Source organism: Haloferax sp. AB510, from assembly GCF_024136985.1.
In the GTDB taxonomy this organism is placed as follows: Archaea; Halobacteriota; Halobacteria; order Halobacteriales; family Haloferacaceae; genus Haloferax.
Genome location: NZ_JAMYJY010000030.1, coordinates 1 through 16998, shown reverse-complemented (window position 1 = coordinate 16998; position 16998 = coordinate 1). Strand labels below are relative to the sequence as shown.

Annotated in this window: 17 protein-coding genes and 2 pseudogenes; 7 read left to right on the top strand and 12 right to left on the bottom strand. The window is 68.2% G+C overall.

From position 1 onward, the window contains the following. The first annotated feature begins 22 nt into the window (after positions 1 to 22). Positions 23 to 508: a DUF1850 domain-containing protein gene (locus NKF06_RS07915; protein WP_058827420.1), complete on the top strand. Its 486-nt coding sequence runs from the start codon at positions 23 to 25 to the stop codon at positions 506 to 508. Positions 509 to 514: 6 nt separating this feature from the next. Next, a complete protein-coding gene (locus tag NKF06_RS07910; protein WP_058827421.1) occupies positions 515 to 3394 on the top strand; it encodes a TRAP transporter fused permease subunit in 2880 nt (959 codons plus the stop codon). Between the two features lie 24 nt (positions 3395 to 3418). Here NKF06_RS07910 and NKF06_RS07905 read toward each other — a convergent pair whose 3' ends face one another. Then, on the bottom strand, positions 3419 to 4051 hold the full coding sequence (locus NKF06_RS07905) for a YigZ family protein (RefSeq protein WP_058827422.1): 633 nt from the start codon (positions 4049 to 4051) through the stop codon (positions 3419 to 3421). A 315-nt stretch (positions 4052 to 4366) separates the two neighbouring features. Next, positions 4367 to 4870, bottom strand: a complete 504-nt coding sequence (locus NKF06_RS07900; protein WP_058827423.1) for an ACT domain-containing protein — start codon at positions 4868 to 4870, stop codon at positions 4367 to 4369. A 162-nt stretch (positions 4871 to 5032) separates the two neighbouring features. Between NKF06_RS07900 and NKF06_RS07895 the strand changes: the two are divergent. After that, positions 5033 to 5745: pseudogene (locus NKF06_RS07895) on the top strand (hypothetical protein). 44 nt (positions 5746 to 5789) lie between these two features. Here NKF06_RS07895 and hisB read toward each other — a convergent pair. Next, positions 5790 to 6383: an imidazoleglycerol-phosphate dehydratase HisB gene (gene hisB / locus NKF06_RS07890; protein WP_058827425.1), complete on the bottom strand. Its 594-nt coding sequence runs from the start codon at positions 6381 to 6383 to the stop codon at positions 5790 to 5792. A 121-nt stretch (positions 6384 to 6504) separates the two neighbouring features. On the opposite strand from hisB, the gene NKF06_RS07885 reads away from it, so the two are divergent. Further along, positions 6505 to 6663 (top strand): hypothetical protein, encoded by a 159-nt coding sequence (locus NKF06_RS07885; protein WP_253245054.1) that lies wholly within the window; start codon positions 6505 to 6507, stop codon positions 6661 to 6663. A 45-nt stretch (positions 6664 to 6708) separates the two neighbouring features. Next, on the top strand, positions 6709 to 6897 hold the full coding sequence (locus NKF06_RS07880; protein WP_253245053.1) for a hypothetical protein: 189 nt from the start codon (positions 6709 to 6711) through the stop codon (positions 6895 to 6897). 45 nt (positions 6898 to 6942) lie between these two features. Here NKF06_RS07880 and hisA read toward each other — a convergent pair whose 3' ends face one another. Next, entirely contained in the window at positions 6943 to 7659 is a 717-nt protein-coding gene (gene hisA / locus NKF06_RS07875; RefSeq protein ID WP_058568838.1) for a 1-(5-phosphoribosyl)-5-[(5-phosphoribosylamino)methylideneamino]imidazole-4-carboxamide isomerase, read from the bottom strand. Between the two features lie 125 nt (positions 7660 to 7784). Between hisA and glmM the strand changes: the two genes are divergently transcribed. Both glmM and NKF06_RS07865 read left to right on the top strand, forming a co-directional pair. Then, complete coding sequence (gene glmM / locus NKF06_RS07870) at positions 7785 to 9149, top strand: phosphoglucosamine mutase (RefSeq protein WP_253245052.1); 1365 nt, start codon at positions 7785 to 7787, stop codon at positions 9147 to 9149. A 45-nt stretch (positions 9150 to 9194) separates the two neighbouring features. Next, the gene (locus NKF06_RS07865; RefSeq protein ID WP_253245051.1) at positions 9195 to 9785 is read left to right on the top strand and encodes a GNAT family N-acetyltransferase; all 591 of its coding nucleotides are present in this window, start codon (positions 9195 to 9197) and stop codon (positions 9783 to 9785) included. 26 nt (positions 9786 to 9811) lie between these two features. On the opposite strand, the gene NKF06_RS07860 is transcribed toward NKF06_RS07865, so the two are convergent. The 8 genes and pseudogenes from NKF06_RS07860 to NKF06_RS07825 form a co-directional block, all read right to left on the bottom strand. After that, positions 9812 to 10063 carry a hypothetical protein gene (locus NKF06_RS07860; RefSeq protein WP_058568836.1) on the bottom strand — a complete coding sequence of 84 codons (252 nt, stop codon included), beginning with the start codon at positions 10061 to 10063 and terminating at the stop codon, positions 9812 to 9814. A gap of 90 nt (positions 10064 to 10153) precedes the next feature. After that, on the bottom strand, positions 10154 to 10522 hold the full coding sequence (gene hisI / locus NKF06_RS07855) for a phosphoribosyl-AMP cyclohydrolase (protein ID WP_004974115.1): 369 nt from the start codon (positions 10520 to 10522) through the stop codon (positions 10154 to 10156). 81 nt (positions 10523 to 10603) lie between these two features. Continuing rightward, complete coding sequence (locus tag NKF06_RS07850) at positions 10604 to 11647, bottom strand: A24 family peptidase (RefSeq protein WP_253245050.1); 1044 nt, start codon at positions 11645 to 11647, stop codon at positions 10604 to 10606. Between the two features lie 74 nt (positions 11648 to 11721). Beyond that, on the bottom strand, positions 11722 to 12663 hold the full coding sequence (locus tag NKF06_RS07845) for a hypothetical protein (protein ID WP_253245049.1): 942 nt from the start codon (positions 12661 to 12663) through the stop codon (positions 11722 to 11724). Positions 12664 to 12783: 120 nt separating this feature from the next. Further along, positions 12784 to 13173 carry a ferredoxin Fer gene (gene fer, locus NKF06_RS07840; protein ID WP_004974109.1) on the bottom strand — a complete coding sequence of 130 codons (390 nt, stop codon included), beginning with the start codon at positions 13171 to 13173 and terminating at the stop codon, positions 12784 to 12786. A 140-nt stretch (positions 13174 to 13313) separates the two neighbouring features. Then, the gene (locus tag NKF06_RS07835; RefSeq protein ID WP_253245067.1) at positions 13314 to 14435 is read right to left on the bottom strand and encodes an inorganic phosphate transporter; all 1122 of its coding nucleotides are present in this window, start codon (positions 14433 to 14435) and stop codon (positions 13314 to 13316) included. Positions 14436 to 14585: 150 nt separating this feature from the next. Beyond that, positions 14586 to 15881, bottom strand: a complete 1296-nt coding sequence (locus NKF06_RS07830; protein WP_253245048.1) for an O-acetylhomoserine aminocarboxypropyltransferase/cysteine synthase family protein — start codon at positions 15879 to 15881, stop codon at positions 14586 to 14588. Between the two features lie 132 nt (positions 15882 to 16013). Further along, a pseudogene (locus NKF06_RS07825) lies at positions 16014 to 16826 on the bottom strand (alpha/beta fold hydrolase); the annotation flags it as partial. Between the last annotated feature and the right edge of the window lie 172 nt (positions 16827 to 16998).

The window sequence follows — 16998 nt, the reverse complement described above, 5'->3', positions numbered from 1 at the left end:
GCGGTTTCCTACCCATCTTTCGATGCTTGATTCGACTCCCACACGTCTCCTCGTCGTAGTCGCGGTGCTGGCGGTCGCCGTCGGCGGGAGCGCCGCCGTTCCGGCCGGACAGGTGCTCGTCGTCGAAGATGCCGAGACCGGCGAGCGACTACAGACGATGCCGGTCGAAGAGAACACGACCGTCGCGCTCGAATACACCCACAGCGTCGAGAAAACGCGCGTCCTCGACGCCTACGCGGTCCAAGACGGCGAACTCGTCATGACCAAAATGGAGTTCAAGTCCTACGGCGCGGGCCTGCCCGCTCGGGCGAACGTGACGACCGAAAACGGCTCGTTCGTCTTCGACCCCGAGGGGAGCTACGAGGACCTGTACGTCAAACCCGGCCACATCGCCGGCCACAAGCTACACGTCGGTGACCAGACCTATGACCTCGTAGCGCTCTCCGACGCGCGCTCGGTCCGCCTGTACGTCACGCATCGCTCCGTCCTCGACGCCGCCCTCCACTGACCAACGATGAACCGAACACACGACGAGGGCCAATCCGACGGCCCCGACGACGAAGACGCCTCCCGGTCCGTTCCGGAGACCGACGCGGCACCGGCCGACTCGCCGATTCGAACCGACGGCGGTGAGCCGCCCGCTGACGACGACCGCGAGGCCGCGAGTACCGACGAAGAACTATCCGAAGAAGAGGCACAGGAGATGCTGGAGGGCATCGACCGGAAGCGGACGCTCTCGGGGTGGGCGGCGATTTTCACGTCGTTCGTCGCCATCTGGTTTTCCGTCTTCCAGTCGTGGCTGGCCGCCCGCGGCTTCGAGTTCGCCGCGACGATACCGCTCGTCGGCGAGGTGTCGCTCGGTTCGCTCCAGCTCCTGCAGGTGAACTCGATTCACGTCGCCTTCGCACTCGTGCTGGCGTTCATCCTCTTCCCGGCGACGACCGGCCACGGTCGGTTCGCTGCGGCACTCAGTCGCGTAGTTCCGACCCTCGCGTCGAACCTCGGTGAGGACAACCCGGTCACTCGCGTTGCCGCGGGAATCCGCCGGTTCGTCCGATGGCTCGCGGTCGACCCGGACCGCGAGCGCGTGACGCCGCTCGACCTGCTGTTTATCGTGTTTTCCGTCGCCACGGCGGCCTACATGGTGTTCGAGTGGTCCGAGATTCAGCGGCTCCGCGTGTTCGGCCTCGAAGCTGGCCGGACGGTCACCGAGTACCTCGGCGCGCCGTTCGTCTCGCTGTCCGAGACGCTCGGCCCGCTCGGCTTCCTCGCCGACGCGGTCGTCGCGGCCATCGGCGTCCTCCCCTTCGCGGACGTGTCCTACCCGTTCTTCCTCGGCGCGGTCGGCGTCCTCCTCGTCCTGGAGGCGACCCGCCGCTCGCTCGGGTTCTACTTGATGGTCATCGTCGCCTCGTTCATCGTCTACGCGAGGTTCGGTTACCTCATCTCGCCGTCGATGCCGCTGATCGGCGTGCTGTCCATTCCCGAGGGGTCGTGGGCAAACATCATCCAGAACCTCTGGTACAACACCGAAAACGGCGTCTTCGGCATCCCGGTCACCGTCTCCGTGCAGTTCATCTACATCTTCATCCTGTTCGGGGCGTTCCTGGAGATGTCGGGGGCCGGCCAGTGGTTCATCGACCTCGCGTACGCCGCGACCGGGACCCGCAAGGGCGGCCCGGCGAAGGCGTCCATCCTCGCGTCCGGCTTCATGGGAACTATCTCGGGTTCCTCCATCGCCAACACGGTGACGACCGGTGCGTTCACCATCCCGCTGATGAAGCGGTCGGGCTACCGCTCTGAGTTCGCCGGGGCCGTTGAGGCCTCCGCCTCCTCCGGCGGGCAGATTCTCCCGCCGGTGATGGGCGCGGCGGCGTTCCTCATGATCGAGTTCATCGGCGTCCCCTTCTCCGACATCATCATCGCGGCGGCCATCCCCGCCGTGGTGTTCTTCTTCGGCGTGTGGGTGATGGTCCACCTCGAAGCGACGCGGGCCGGCATCGGCGGCCTCGACCGCTCCGAGGTCGTCGACCTCGGCAAGCACCTCACCCGCGGGTGGTTCTACCTCATCCCGCTGGTGTTGCTCATGTACTACCTGCTGGTCGAGCGCCTGACGGTCGCGCGCTCGGCGTGGTTCACGCTCATCGCCATCATGGCGCTTCTGTCCGTCGTCGCAGCGTACAGCGAGCGGACCCGCGTCCCCCTCGTGGGCGCTATCGCGGCGGCGTTCGTCGCGCAACTCGGCTCCTACGTCACCACCGGCGTCGGCGTCATCGACGCGGTCACGGGCGGAAGCGGCGAACCGCTCGGCGCGACCGCCGCGCTCTTCGCCGCCGCGGGCGACCTCGGCGTCATCGCCATCTTCGTCAGCCTCGTCGTGATGCTCGTCCGGCCGGCGCTCGACTCGCCGCTGTTGGAGTTCGACGACGCGGTCGACGAGGCCGCCGACAACGTCGCCAACGCGGTCTCGCGGCCGTCGCTGTCGGACCTGAACGTCTTCCGCTACGTGACGTTCATCGGGAAGTCGATGGACTCCGGCGCGCGCACCTCGACCGAGGTCGTCGTCGCCGTCGCCGCCGCGGGCATCATCCCCGGCGTCGTCAGCGCGACCGGCCTCGGCCCGAACCTGACCGCGCTCATCAAGGCGGTCGCCGGCGGCTCTATCGTCCTCTTACTCCTGTTCACGGCTATCGCGTCCATCATCCTCGGGATGGGGATGCCGACGACGGTGACGTACATCATCCTCGTCTCGCTGCTCGGGCCGGCCATCGCGCAGTCTTCCGACATCCCGCTGCTCGCGGCCCACCTGTTCATCCTCTACTTCGGGGTGATAGCGGACATCACACCGCCGGTGGCGGTCGCGGCGTACGCCGCCTCCGGCATTGCCCGGTCTAATCCGTTCCGGACCGGGACGAAGGCGTTCTCGCTGTCGCTTAACAAGGCCATCGTGCCGTTCGCGTTCGCCCTGACGCCCGGAATCCTGCTCCTCCGCGGACGGGGCGAGGCCGCGGCAGTCATCACGTTCGCCGACGTGGCCGACATCGGCTACTTCGTTCCCGAGGTGGTCATCCCGGTCGCGGGCGTCTTCATCGGCGTCATCGGACTCGGCGCGACCGTCATCGGCTACCTCTACAGCCGCGTGTCGCAGACCGAGCGGGCCCTGTTCGCCCTCTCGGCGTTCCTGCTCATGGCCCCGATGCTCCTGTTGAACGCCGCGTTCGACCTCGGGAGCTTCCTCGGGCTCGTCGGGACCGTCCCTGACACGGTCGCCGTCGACCTCGCCATGCGTGCGGTCGGTGGCGCGCTGTTCGGCGCGCTCGCCGTGAAAAACCGCCGCGAGACGCGTGAACGGGCCGCACCGACTCCCGCAGAACAAGTCGAACCGACCGACTGAACAGAAAAGAACCCCGCGGCCGCGCTACTCGATGTCCGCGCGGCCGCTGGTCGCGCTTCTGATGCGGTCGCGGAGGTCCGCCCCGTCCTCGACGGGAACGCGGACCTCGAACGACACGTCGGCCTCGTAGGCGGCCTCGAACTCGACGCCCGCGCTTTCTAACAGCCCGCGAACGCTCCCCGAGTCGTCGTACTCGACGGTCGCGGTGAACCGCTCGTGGGGGAGTTCCTCGACGACGCCCGCCGCGTCGAGCGCCTCCTTGACCGCGCGGGAGTACGCGCGGGCGAGGCCGCCGACGCCGAGGTTGGTGCCGCCGTAGTAGCGCGTCACGACGGCGGCGACGTTGCGCACGTCCTGCTGGACGAGAACGTTGAGCGCCGGTTTTCCCGACGAGCCGCTCGGCTCGCCGTCGTCGCTCTGATACTCGCGGAGCATGACGTTCCCCCCGCCGGGGACCGACGACGAGGCCGACCCGGCGGGAACCCGGTAAGCGGGGACGTTGTGGGTGGCGTCGGGGTGGCGCTCCTCGATTTCGGCGACGAACGCCTCCGCCTCCTCGACCGTCTCCGCGGGGGAGACATAGCCGATGAACTCCGAGCCGTTGACCTCGAAGCGGGCGTCGGCCCGGCCGGCGACGGTTCGATAGGCGTCGGTCATGCCACCGAGTTGGCGTCGCGGCGTGGAAAAGCGTTCGCACCGGGGCGTCGTCGGCCCCGCGGGGGCGACGGGAGCGGTGGGCGCGGCGGACGGTGCGAGGATGCGAACGGGAAGCGACGCGCTACTGACCGCAGGCGTCCGCGTACGACGTACACCCGTTTTGGATGCAGACGCCGCAGAGGTGGCGCGTCTCGGAAATCGGCTCACCACAGCACATGCAACTGCGCATGGACACCATGCGAATAGCTACCGTGCGATGTTACAAGAATCTTATTGCCACGTTGACAGAATATTCGCGGAGGAAGACGAGTCCGCTCAGGCGATGATAATTCGGCGGACGAAATCGAGGTTCGACAGGTCGTTGAGCAGATCGCCGGGAACCGGCTCGTCGGTGATGATGTAGAGCTTCGGGTCGTCGGTGAACTCGGGGTCCTCGCTTATTGTCTGGCGAATCGAGATGCCCGCGTCGGCGAGCTTCGAGGTGACGGTGGCGACGATGCCGGGCTCGTCGGCGTCGGCAACCTCGACGGTGAGCACGGAGAGGTTGAGCACCGGCGCGAGGTCCATCAGGCTCGGAATCGACGAGATGTTCTGGAAGATTCGTCGAAGCTCCTCGTCGGCGAGGATGGCGTCGGTGGTCGAGTCGACGACGCGCCTGTCCACGTCGGCCTCGCGGGCGATGCCGGTGTTCGGTATCTCGATGCCGCCCGAGACGACCCGTCCCTGGTCGTTGACGGAAAAACCCCGTTCCAAGAGGAGCCGGATGACGGCCTGCTGGCTCGGGCTGCCCTCGAACTTCTCCATAATCTCGTCGAACATTCGTTGGTCCGGGAATTTGCGGGCGGGTGCATTAAGTGGTACGTCGCCGACGGCGGCTGACTGGAGGCGTCGCGTGGGCGTCGCGTGGGCGACGCCGCGGGCAGGCGACCGACGCCGCGGTCGGGGAGTGGGTTTAACCGTCGGCGCGGATACCCGTCGTGCATGCGCGAGCTACGCACCTGCGACTTCTGTGGGACCGACGCCGTCGGCGTGTTCGAGGTACTGCCGCCGGAGTTGACCCCGGCCGACGACCAGCGCCGCGTCGTCCTCTGCGAACACTGCGAGGAGACCCTCAGCGAGGTCATCGCGCCGCTTCTCTCCCGACTCGGCGTCGACGCCGACGTGGACGTGCCCGACGACGCGCGGGCCGAGACGGGCGCGTCCGCGGCACCGGAGCGGACGCGAGCGGGTCGGGCGGCGAGGCCGCTTCGGTCGACGTGAACGCGGTCGACCCCGCGCCGACGCCGCCGGAACCGGCGAATCACGACTCGCCCGACGAGGCAGACGACCACGAGGAGTCAGGAGACGGCTCGGATGACGACGGCGCGGACGAGGCCGAGGAGTCCGACGGTGCCGCCCGGGTGGCCGACGAAGCCGACGACGAAACAGAACCGGCCGACAGCGAATCCGAGTCGGTCGACGCCGAGGACCGCCAAACTGGCGGCGGGTCGCCCGACCGGAGCGAGGAGCCGCCGAAGTTCCGGAAGGTCATCCGCATCCTCCAGAACCGCGAGTTCCCCGTCGAGCGGGCGGAAGTCGAGGCGCTGGCGTCCGGCGCGTACGACCTCGACGACGACGAGGTCGCCGACATCTTCGACTACGCGGTCGAACGCGGCCTCCTCGTCGACGACTCGGGGACGCTCCGGCGGCCCTGAGTGGTCGAGTGCGGGAGGTCGGGGAGAACGGGACGGACTGGCGACTACAGCTTTCCTTTCGTGCTCGGCGTGTCCGAGCGCCGCGGGTCAACGCGGGTCGCGTCGTCGAGCGAGCGTGCGAGCGCCTTGAACAGCGCCTCGACCTCGTGGTGGGCGTTGTCGCCTTCGACGCCCGCGTGGAGCGTGAGGCCGGCGTTCATGGCGAGCGACATCGCGAAGTGTTCGGCCATGTGGCTGGTGAACTCACCGACGTACGGCTGGGAGAACTCGCCCGAGAACTCGAAGAAGGGGCGGCCCGACACGTCCACGACGACGGAGGCGACGGCCTCGTCGAGCGGGACCCTGCGGTCGGCGTAGCGGACGATGCCGCGCTTGTCGCCGAGCGCCTCGGTGAACGCCTCGCCGAGGACGATGGCCACGTCCTCGACGGTGTGGTGGTCGTCGATGTGGAGGTCGCCGTCGCACTGGACGGTCAGGTCGAACAGGCCGTGTTTGGCGAAGGCCTCCAGCATGTGGTCGAAGAATCCGATACCGGTGTCGACGACCGCGTTGCCGTCGCCATCGATAGACAGCGTCACGTCGATAGTCGTTTCGGACGTCTCGCGGGAGACGGCCGCGCGTCGGTCGGCGTCGCTCATGTCGCGTTCGAAGCAGGCCGCGCATATAGGGATTCTCGTCGTGCGGAGGCGACCGCAACCCACCGCAGCGTCAGACGCACGTCTGACGGACGTTCATGGTTTCGGACGTGTACCGTGGGGTATGCAGCGAAAGGGAGCGCTGGTGGTGGGCTACATCATCTGCGTCGGGGGACTCCTGCTCACCGCCCGGTCCGGGGTGGCTGTCGCGCTCGGCGTCGCGCTTGTGACGCTCGCGGTCGGCGCGGCGGTTCTCGGCGGAGGCGTCCTGAGTGGGCGATAACCGACCAATTCGGGGGAAATCGAGTCGTCCAGGGGCGACCGATTGATGCGGCGCGGAGCGACTGCCAGTCCGAAACGCGACGTGGTGACGGTCAGTATGCTCGTCCTCGCCGGGCCGTTCCTCGCGACCTCGCGTCCCGAGACCGCGATTATCGGCGCGCTGTTCGTCGCCGTCGGCGTCTACGGGACCGTCGAGAGCCTCGCCGCGGCCATCCTCGCGTACCTCGACACGTAGCGCCGTAGCGTCGCGTGGCCGTGTGGCGTCTCGGCGCGGCGGCGACTACGCCTCCATCGCTTCTTCGAGCGTGAACCGCCCCTCGTAGAGCGCGGTACCGACGACAGTCGCCGCCGCGCCCGCCTCGCGAAGCGCGCGGATGTCGTCGAGCGAGGCGACACCGCCGGAGGCGACGACGGGGATGTCGACCGCGTCGACGACGGCCGAGGTCGTCTCGAGGTGGACGCCTTCCAGTTGCCCTTCCACGTCAACGTCGGTGAAGAGGATGGCCGCCGCCCCGAGTTCCTCGTACCGGGCGGCCGCCTCGGCGGGGTCGAGGCCGGTGCCTTCGGTCCACCCGGAGACGACGACCTCGCCGTCCTTCGCGTCGAGGCTGACCATCACGCCGTCGGGGTAGTCGTCGGCGAGTTCGGCGACGATGTCGGGGTTCTCGACGGCCGCGGTGCCGAGGATGACGCGGTCGACGCCACGGTCCAGTAGGTCGCGGGCGTCGTCGGCGGTGCGGATGCCACCGCCGAGTTGGAGCGGCACGTCGACCGCGTCGAGGACGGCGTCGACCGCCGGGGCGTTCTTCCGCTCGCCCTCGAACGCGCCGTCGAGGTCGACGAGGTGCAGCGTCTCCGCGCCGGCGTCGACCCAGCGGCGGGCGGCCTCGACCGGGTCGCCGTAGGTCTTCTCGGTGCCGCGTTCGCCCTGCACGAGTTGGACGACTTCGCCGTCTTGCATGTCGACTGCGGGGACGACTTCGAACTCCGGGAACATACGCCACCGTGGGCGAGCGACGTGCGTAAACGCACCGGATACGGCGACCCGAGTTCACCGAGGAACGTAACGAGCGAACCAACAGTTCGGAACGGCTTTGTCGCGCCGGGGTGCACACACACTCAATGAAACTCTTCGGTTCCAGCGGTACCCGCGGCGTGGTGGGTGAGAGCCTCACCCCGGAGTTCGTCCTCCGCGTCGCGAAGGCCGCCGGCACGGTCTGGAACGCAGACCGAGTCGCCATCGCACGCGACACCCGAACCACGGGCGAGATGTTCGTCAACGCCGCCGAGTCCGGGCTGGCGAGCGTCGGCGTCGACGTGGACGACCTCGGCGTCGTTCCCACCCCCGCCGCGGTCCGGTACTGCGAGAACCAAGGCGTTCCGGGCGTCGTCATCACGGCCTCGCACAACCCCCCGGAGTTCAACGGCGTCAAACTCGTCGGCGACGACGGCGTCGAACTCGCCGTCGAGGAGTTAGAGCGCATCGAAGACCACATCCTCGCCGAGGAGTTCGACGTGGCCGAGTGGGACGCGGTCGGCAAGACCCGGCGCGTCGAGACGGCGAACGACGACTACCGCGAGGACCTCCTCGCCAGCGTCGACCGCGAGAAAATCGCCGATGCGAACCTCACCGTCGCGCTCGACCCCGGCCACGGTGCCGGCTCGCTCGTCACGCCCGACTTCCTCCGCGAACTCGGCTGTGAGGTCCGCACGGTCAACGCCCAACCCGACGGGCACTTCCCCGGTCGCCAGTCCGAACCGGTCCCCGAGAACCTCCGCGACCTCGAACGCCTCGTCCGCGCGACCGACGCCGACGTGGGAATCGCCCACGACGGCGACGCCGACCGGGCCGTCTTCGTGAACGAGCACGGCGAGTCCATCTCCGGCGAGGCGTCGCTGGCCGCTCTCGCGGCCGCCGCCCTCGAACCGGGTGACGCGACCGTCTCCGCAGTAAACGTCTCCCAGCGCCTCGTCGACGTGTGCGAGGAGGTCGGTGCCGAACTCGAACTCACGCCCATCGGCGCGACGAACCTCATCACCCGCATCCGCGAACTCTGGCGCGAGGGGCAGAACGTCCCCGTCGCCGGCGAAGGCAACGGAGGCGTGTTCTACCCGAACTACCGCCTCGTCCGCGACGGCGCGTACATCGCGGCGAAGTTCCTCGAACTCGTCGCCGAGCGCCCGCCGAGCGAACTCGTCGCGCCCTACGAGGACTACTACAACGTCCGCATCAACCTCGAATACGACGAGGAATCCGAGCTGACGGCGATGCTCAACGCCGCGGCCGACTACGCCGAATCGGCCGACGCGACCCCGAACACGACCGACGGCTACCGCCTCGACTACGGCGACGCGTGGGTGCTCGTCCGCCCCTCCGGGACCGAGCCGAAAGTCCGCGTCTACGCCGAAGGTCGCTCCGAGGAGCGCGCGACCGAACTCGCCGAGGACGCCGCCGACGCGCTCCGAAGCGCGGTCGCGACGCTGTAATCGGTCCGAATAACGCTTTTTTCGAACGGGACGAGAGTCGGAGGTATGACTCCCGAAATCGTGGTCAGGCCACCGCGGTCGCTCGAAGAAGCCCGCGGCGTACAGCGGGTGAACGCGCGGTGTTGGGTCGAAGCGTACGACCACATCCTTCCCGAGAATGTGCTTCCCGACCCGAGTCCCGACGCACCGGCCGAGGAGTCTCTCCGCGGACGACTCGACTACGCGAACTCGCTCGTGGACGCCGATACCGGACGGTACGCCCTCGCAGTCGCTCCCGACAAATGCGAACCAACTTCCGGCACCGAGACCGTCGAAGCAGAGGCTGTCGTCGGGTTCGCCGCAGTCCGGTGGGGAGACGAAGCGAAGACCTTCGTCGGCGACGACGATGCCGGGTTGTGGCTGTTGTACGTCGACCCTTCACGGTGGGGTGAAGGTATCGGCACGGCCCTACTCGATGCAGTCATCGCCGAAGTGCCCGAGCGACACGACCGGCTCGTCCTCGAAACGTTCGCCGAAAACACCGCCGCCAGAGGGTTCTATCAGGCGAGCGGCTTCGAAGTCGTCGAGAAAATCGAGACCGAGGTCGGCGACGAGACGTACCCGGCCGTCGTCATGGCGCGGACACTAGATTCGTAGCGGTTCGACGCTAAGTTCTCCGCCGCTCACAGGCTAATCGCCGCGAACAGGAGCGCCAGCGCCCCGAACACCAACAGCATGAAGCCGCGTTCGAGGTCGTCGCCGTCGAGTTCGTCGTCCGGCGGGTCCTCGCGGGTCGGGTCGAGAACGAACTCAGGGTCGTCCGAGCGGGCGACCCGGCGGGCGGCGGCGGCGCTCTTGAGCAGTCGGCCGCCGAGGGCGAAACAGCTCAGGCCCACGACGATGGCGACCAGCGAAATCGGATTGACGCTCAGCATCGGCCCGCGACTGTGGTCATCGGCCGGTCGGCGTGCCGGCGGCCGTGGTCATCGTGTCAGTCGCGCCCGTCATCGGTCGGCTCGCATCGGTCACTCGTCGTCGTAGACCGCGTCGGGGTCGAAGACGCGCTCGCCGACGTTCTCGCCCTCGACGGTGCGGTAGAAACACGACCGGTGGCCGGTGTGGCACGCCCCGACGTTCTGGTCGACGAGGTACAGCAGGGTGTCGGCGTCGCAGTCGACGCGGACCTCCCGAATCTCCTGTGTGTGGCCGCTGGACGCGCCCTTCTCCCAGAGTTCGTCGCGGCTCCGCGAGTAGTAGTGCGCCCGGCCCGTCTCGACGGTTCGGTCGAGCGCCTCGGGCGAGACGTACGCCAGCATGAGCACCTCTCCGGAGTCGGCGTCCTGCGCCACGGCGGGGACGAGTCCGTCCTCGCCGAAGTCGACATCGACGGTCATGATTCGGGCCACGCGGTCGTGGGGGTTATCTCTTGTGCGTCGCCGCGCGGACGGCGCTCGACACCGACTCTCCGCAGGAACTCAGACGATACCGAGCGCGCCGAGGACGCCGAAGAGGATGTCGCCGTAGACGAACGCGACGACGAGGCCGACGAACATGGGAACGAGAAACGGGATGCCCGGCGAGATCCACACCGACTCGCGAGTCGTCACGAGTTCCAGTCCGCCGCGGAGCTTCTCCGGCGAGGTGCCGTAGGCGGTGCCCTCGATGCTGTCGAGGAACCGGGCCGCGCCCCACGGGTCGTCGAACGACGCGTCCGCGTCGGCTTCGGCGGGGTCTCCGGAGGCGTCACCTCCGGCGTCCACGGTCTCGTCGTCGCCGAGGTCAGTCGAGACGCCGCCGTCGGTGGCCGCGCGGTGGACCGCGCCGTCGGTCGGGTCGAACGTCTCGCCGATGCTGTCGGGGTCGCGGAGGGCGTCCGGGTCCGAACGCAGGTCCGCGAGCGTGAGGCCGCGCCAGCGGAGGTACATCCGGAGCGCGTCGAGGTCGAGGCCGTTCCGCGTGATTCCCTCGGGCGACTCGAACAGGCGGCCGTGGGCAGTCGAGAGCGACGCGACGGAGACGCGGCGGCCGACGAACGAGATGGGGAACTCGAACTCGCCGTCGGCGAGGTTCCGGGCGGCGAGGAACAGCGGGTACGCGAGGCCGACGATGACCGTGTTCGTGAGAATCGTCATCGAGAAGACGCCGAGGCGGGTGGCGGCGAGCGGGAACTCCGTTCCGGCGAGGGTGTAACTGGGGAACGTCGGGAGCAGGACGGCGAACACCATGAGCGCCTTCGCGTCCGCGCCGCCGAAGCCGCCGAGCCGCCAGAACAGGTACGAAAGCGGGACGACGAAACAGATGCTCACGGCGACGCGAATCAGATAGAGCCGGTCGAGCACCGTCTCGGGCGGGAGGTGGCCGACCAGTTCCCACGCGAGCAGGACGACGCCCAGCGCCGCGAGCGGATACCAGACGACGTTGGGGACGCGACGCGTGCGAACGTCGCGGACCGCGGTCCACGCGAGGACGGGGAGCACCACCAACCGCAGGAGGTCGGGGAGCGTACCGATACCGAACATACCCGCAGACTTGGGGCAGGGGGAGTTAGGTGTTCGGGACGGGTATCAATCCTGAAACCGACCCCGGCGACGGGTCAGAACAACGCGAGTTCGACGAAGCCGACGAGCCGAATCGAAAGCGAAAACAGCGCCATCGCGGCCACGGGAACCCACACTGATTTCGAGCGGTGGTAGCCGAAGGCGGCGAATCCGAACGCGAGCACCCACAGGACGTGCTTGACGCCGCCGGGAACGTCGTCGAAGACGGTGCCGAACGCGACCAAGCCGAGCAGTCCGAAGGCGAACACGGGGGCGAGCGCCGGGCGCGAGAGGGGTCGAAGCGACCGCTCGACTGCACTTCGGTACGTCACGCCGACCGCGACACAGCCGCAGACCGTCGCGACGAGGAGAAGGCCGAGAATAGTGACACGCCACGGCTTCGGGAAGACGACGAGCGTGAACGCGGCGTCCCGAAGCACCGAGTGAAAGAACGTCGCGAGCGCGGTCGTCGCTGCGGCCGCGCGAGCGGGCGCGAGACCGACCCGCGACGAGGCGAGGTCGAACGCGACCGCGACGAGGAGACCGAACCCGACCCCGGTGAGCACCACGTCTTCGGCGGCCTGAACTGCCGCCGTCACGACCGACGCCTCGGGGTGGTACGTCCACCCGAAAAGCGCGGCGAGCGAGGCGTCGAACCCGGCTGCGAAGAGAACGCTCGTGGCGACGACGGCGAACGCGGGAGCGAGAACCGTCGCCGCCGCGTCGGCGAGGCGGGCGCGCTCGGGAAGCCCGAACGACGGCGGGACACCGCGATAGCGCGCGTAGACGAGCGTCGGGACCGCGAGGCCGGCGACGTTCGGCGACGCGAGCGTACCCGCCACCGGGACGCCGAGGAGTCTGAGCGCGGCCCAGTAGCTGACAGCGCTCGTAACCGTGAGACAGGCGAGAAAGAGCCCGAGTCGACCGAGTTCGGTCGCTTCGCTCGGGAGCGAGTCGTCGGGGCGGAGTTTTCGGACGACGGTCGTGACTCTCGACACGGCTGGAGCGACCGGTCGGCGGGACAAATCGCTATCGGCCGCTCGGCTCGGGCGGGAGAGAAAACGGCGCACCTACCGGTCACGGGCCGGTGCGTCGAAAGAAATGTTCGGATGAGCGCCTTAGATGACGCGGTTCTGCAGGTAGTCGAGGTGCTTCGCGTTGTAGACGATCTTGACCTCGTCCTCGACCGGCGAACCGATGCAGGTGAGACGGACGTTCTTGTCGTTGACTTCCTCGTCGGAGAGAATCTGCTGCATGTCCATCTCGATTTCGCCCTCCTTCAGGATGGACGCACAGTTCGCACAGGCACCTGCGCGGCAGCTGAAGGGCCAGTCGTAGCCCTGCGCCTCTGCGGCTTCGAGGATGTACTCGCCCTGATTAACTTCCATCTCACCGTAGTCTTCGGCGTCGAGACCGGCGTCGGCGGCCTGTTCGAAGAGGTCGTCGTCGTCGAGGTCCCAGCCGTTGTCGTCGAGAACTTCGTAGTTGAGGTAGGTTACCGTGGGCATCGACAGAGGATTCGAAGGCCACCCCATTAGACTTTGCTGTTCCGTGCGCCGAATTCGACCCGCGCCGCGGCGGCGACCGCCCGTTTGTTACATTGTTGACCGTGATAGTTCTGGATTAACAGACGCGGCGATTGAACGCTTCAGATAACGCCAGCGGAGAACAGCGCGTACGATGCGATGGCCGAAAGCGAGGGCGTGAGCATCCAGAAGAAGATGACTCGCCCGGTCGTGCCGGGGTCGAACAGGTCCTGCGCGGAGAGTTCGTCGGGGGCTTCCTCGCCCATCTTCGGCACCTCGTCCTCGCGCTCGACGGTGAGCGCGTTGACCGATACCTGCGGGGCCTCCCCGCCGCTCAGGGCCTCGCCGAGCGTGACGGTTCGGGTCGCCCGTCCCCAGCCGAGGCCGACGATGCACATCGTCGCGCTCACGGCGAGGCTGGCGGGGATACCGATGGCCGACAGGAAGGAGATGAGCGACGCGCTCACGGTCTCGACGATGAGCGCCGCGAGGATGGGCAACTGCGTGAGGTCGTTGCCGACGGTGTCGAGCGTCCGACGGGCGATGGTGAACGCGCCGAGGCCGATGGCGCCGCCGGCGACGAGGATGCCCGTGTTCATCTCGAGCGCGCCGTTGCCGACGAGCGGGGCGACCGCGTTGGCGACGTTCGACGCGCCCGCGGAGAACGCCATGTAACAGGCGACGACGACGACGAGGATGGTGCTCCCGAACTCGCGGTACGTCGTGTTCGGCCCGAGTCGCAGCCGCGGGATGCCGCCGTCGCGATCGAGCGTGACGAGCGCACCGGGGCTCTGGTCGAGTTTGAGCCACGCGTCGAGATACGGGTAGATGTACCGCCCGATGACCGCACAGATCCAGAAGGCGATGACGGGCGCGACGATCCACCACGAGATGATTTCGAGCATCACGCCGGAATCGAGCGACCCGTTGGCGAGGCCGAGGCCCGCGATGGCCCCGACCGCCGTCATCGACGTGGAGGCGGGGACGCCGAAGGTGTTAGAGACCAACAGCGCGAGGCCGACAAAGAAGAGGACGGCGACGCTCGCCGCGAGCGTGAACTCGCTTTGCGGGACGATTTCGCCGCCCATCTTGGCGACGACCTCTCTCCCGAGCGTCCACCCGCCGAGGAGCGCGAACCCCGTCATCAGGGCCGCAGCGGCGAGTTTCCCGAGCACACCGCTCCCGACCGCGGGACCGAAGGCGACCCCCGTGGACGAGCCGCCGATGTTGAACCCGACGAACACTGCCACCAGGAGACCGACGAAGAGGAGTGCTTCTACCACGCAGTCACCTACTGACGCGGGAATAAAAGGGACGGCGGTCGGTGGCCGACCATCCTGCTGACACCGACGCCGACGCGGCGGCCGGAACCGACCCGTCCGCGGCGAGCGCGCTCAGTTCGACGCGGTGCGAATGGCCTGGTCGAGGTCGTCGATGATGTCGTCGACGTCCTCGATACCGACCGACAGGCGGACCATGTCGGGCGTGACGCCCGCGGCGGCCTGTTCGTCCTCGGTGAGTTGCTGGTGCGTCGTGGACGCTGGGTGGATGACGAGCGTCTTCGCGTCGCCGACGTTGGCGAGGAGCGACGCGAGTTCGACGTTGTTGACGGTACCCTTGGCGGCCTCGTAGCCGTCGGTGAGGCCGAAGGTAATCATGCCGCCGTAGCCGCCGTCCAGATATTTCGAGGCCTCCTCGTGGGTCTCGTGGGATTCAAGGCCGGGGTAGTTCACCCACGACACCTTCTCGTGGTCGTCTAAGAACTCCGCAACGGTCTGGGCGTTCTCGCAGTGCGCGCGCATCCGAAGCGGGAGCGATTCGAGCTTTTCGAGCGTCTGCCACGCGTCGAACGGCGACTGGGCGTTGCCGAGGTCGCGCAGACCGCGGGCGATACCTGCGTAGGTGAAGCCGGCGGGGCCGAACGTCTCGTCGAAGTTGACGCCGTGGTACGCCGGGTTCGGCTTCGCGATTTCGGGGTAGTCGTCGGCGTACTCGTCCCACGGGAAGGTGCCGCCGTCGACGAGGATGCCGCCGATGGTCGTGCCCGCCCCGTGAATCCACTTCGTCGTGGACTGCCAGACGAGGTCCGCGCCGTGCTCGATGGGGTTACAGAGGTACGGCGTGGCGAACGTGTTGTCCACGAACAGCGGCGTCCCGTGGTCGTGGGCGACCTCCGCGATGGCCTCGATGTCAGGCGTCACGAGCGCCGGGTTGCCGATGGTTTCGAGGTGGACGAACGCGGTGTCGTCGTCGATGGCCTCCTCGTAGGCGTCCACGTCGAGGGTGTCCACGAACCGGGTCGTGACGCCGCGGCGCTCGACGGTGTGAGTGAGGTAGGTGTAGGTCCCGCCGTACAGCGACGACGCGGAGACGATGTTGTCGCCGGCCGAGGCGAGCAGGAAGGTCGCGAGGTCGAACGCGGCCATCCCGGACGAGGTCGCGACCGCGCCCACGCCGCCTTCGAGCGAGGCGAGACGCTCTTGGAGCATCCCGACGGTCGGGTTCATCAGCCGCGAGTAGATGTGGCCCGGCTTTTCGAGGGCGAACTGCGCGGCCGCGTCGGCGGCGTCCTCGAAGACGTACGAGGTGGTCTGGTACAGCGGCGGGGCGCGCGCGCCCGTCGCGGAGTCGGGGCTCTGTCCGGCGTGGAGGCTCCGAGTGTGGAAGCCCGGGCTGTCGTCGTCGCTCATACTCGAACGTCGAATCGAACGGGCGTAAAGCGCGGTGGCGGTCGCAATTCCCGCCGGCTTCTGCGACGCGGTAGCAATTGACAAGAAACCCCTGAGAATCGAGGGGAGGGTCTCGAAGCGACCGGCCGCACCTCAGCGCGAGAACAGCGAGGAGTGGACCGGTGCGAAGTCCTTCTCCTCGTCGGGTTCGCCACCGTCGGTCACGGTGTCGGTCACTGCGCGACCCGCGACGCCCTCGTCGACGAAGTCGCCGAGCGGCGGCCCGACCTTCTCGGGTTCGACGAGGAAGGCGTCGTGGCCGTGGTCGGACTCGACGACGTGGTGGGCGACCGGCGCGTCGACACGGCGGAACGCGCCCGCCAGCGACTCCGACTGCTCGGTCGTGAAGTGCCAGTCGCCGGTGAACGAGACGAGAAGCGACTCGCCCTCGAAGGCGGCGAGCGCGGCCGCGTCGGACTCGTAGCCTTCCGAGAGGTCGAAGTCGTCCATGGCGCGCGTGAGATACAGGTACGAGTTGGCGTCGAAGCGCTCGGCGAACTTCTCGGCCTGGTAGTCGAGGTAGGACTCGACCTCGCGGTACGGGAAGAACGCGGCCGCGGGGTCCGACGGGAAGGCGTCGCCGCGCTCGCCGCGACCCGCGGAGCGCCGGCCGAACTTGCGCTCCATCGAGTCTTTGGAGAGGTACATCAGATGGCCGAGTTGGCGGGCGAGTCCGAGGCCCGCGTCGGGCGACGGGCGGTCCTCGCCGTAGTAGTCGCCGCCGTTCCAGTTCGGGTCCGAGGTGATGGCGCGGCGGGCGACGGCGTCGATGCCGAGACACTGCGAATCGAGGCGGGCCGCGGACGCGACGACCGCGAGGCGTTCCACGTCGTCGGGGAACTGCACGGCCCAGTCGAGGGCGTTCATGCCGCCGACGGAGCCGCCGACGACGGCGTGCAGGCCGACCGCTGCCGCTTTCGACGTACCAGCCGGTCTCCGGTACGCCATCGGCGTGCCGAGCCGGCCGCCGAGGTCCGCGGTCCACGTCGCTTGACCCGTCACTTCCGACGGCGTGGAGCCGTGCCCGTCGTAACCGCCGATGACGACGGTTCCGGAGCGTCACCGGCGACTGCGGGGC